Here is a 1,521-nt window from a genome sequence, read left to right on the forward strand (position 1 = left end):
GTAGGTGCTCCTTAGAAAGGAGGTGATCCAGCCGCACCTTCCGGTACGGCTACCTTGTTACGACTTAGTCCCAATCGCCAATCCCACCTTAGACAGCTCCCCCCCAAAAGGGTTGGGCCACTGGCTTCGGGTGTTACCGACTTTCGTGACTTGACGGGCGGTGTGTACAAGGCCCGGGAACGTATTCACCGCAGCGTTGCTGATCTGCGATTACTAGCGACTCCGACTTCATGAGGTCGAGTTGCAGACCTCAATCCGAACTGAGACCGGCTTTTTGGGATTCGCTCCACCTTACGGTATCGCAGCCCATTGTACCGGCCATTGTAGCATGCGTGAAGCCCAAGACATAAGGGGCATGATGATTTGACGTCATCCCCACCTTCCTCCGAGTTGACCCCGGCAGTCTCCTATGAGTCCCCACCATCACGTGCTGGCAACATAGGACGAGGGTTGCGCTCGTTGCGGGACTTAACCCAACATCTCACGACACGAGCTGACGACAACCATGCACCACCTGTATACCCCGCCGAAGCACTCCCCATCTCTGGGGATAGAGGGTATATGTCAAGCCTTGGTAAGGTTCTTCGCGTTGCATCGAATTAATCCGCATGCTCCGCCGCTTGTGCGGGCCCCCGTCAATTCCTTTGAGTTTTAGCCTTGCGGCCGTACTCCCCAGGCGGGGCACTTAATGCGTTAGCTGCGACGCGGAACTCATGGAAAGAGCCCCACATCTAGTGCCCACCGTTTACGGCGTGGACTACCAGGGTATCTAATCCTGTTCGCTCCCCACGCTTTCGCTCCTCAGCGTCAGTTGTGGCCCAGAGACCTGCCTTCGCCATCGGTGTTCCTCCTGATATCTGCGCATTCCACCGCTACACCAGGAATTCCAGTCTCCCCTACCACACTCTAGTCTGCCCGTACCCACTGCAGGCCCGAGGTTGAGCCTCGGGATTTCACAGCAGACGCGACAAACCGCCTACGAGCTCTTTACGCCCAATAATTCCGGACAACGCTTGCGCCCTACGTATTACCGCGGCTGCTGGCACGTAGTTAGCCGGCGCTTCTTCTGCAGGTACCGTCACTTTCGCTTCTTCCCTGCTGAAAGGGGTTTACAACCCGAAGGCCTTCATCCCCCACGCGGCGTCGCTGCATCAGGCTTGCGCCCATTGTGCAATATTCCCCACTGCTGCCTCCCGTAGGAGTCTGGACCGTGTCTCAGTTCCAGTGTGGCCGGTCGCCCTCTCAGGCCGGCTACCCGTCGTCGCCTTGGTGAGCCATTACCTCACCAACAAGCTGATAGGCCGCGAGTCCATCCCAGACCGAAAAACTTTCCCAACCCTCACCATGCGGTGGAGTCGCGTATCCGGTATTAGACCTCGTTTCCAAGGCTTATCCCAGAGTCTGGGGCAGGTTACTCACGTGTTACTCACCCGTTCGCCACTGATCCCCAAGAGCAAGCTCCTGGTTCACCGTTCGACTTGCATGTGTTAAGCACGCCGCCAGCGTTCGTCCTGAGCCAGG

Annotated in this window: 1 rRNA gene; it reads right to left on the reverse strand. The window is 57.6% G+C overall.

Features of this window, described 5'->3' with window-relative positions:
* Positions 1 to 15 precede the first annotated feature (15 nt).
* Positions 16 to 1,521 (reverse strand): 16S ribosomal RNA (locus QQX09_RS14230); the annotation flags it as partial.

Source organism: Demequina litoralis (assembly GCF_030418455.1).
GTDB classification, from domain to species: domain Bacteria; phylum Actinomycetota; class Actinomycetes; order Actinomycetales; family Demequinaceae; genus Demequina; species Demequina litoralis.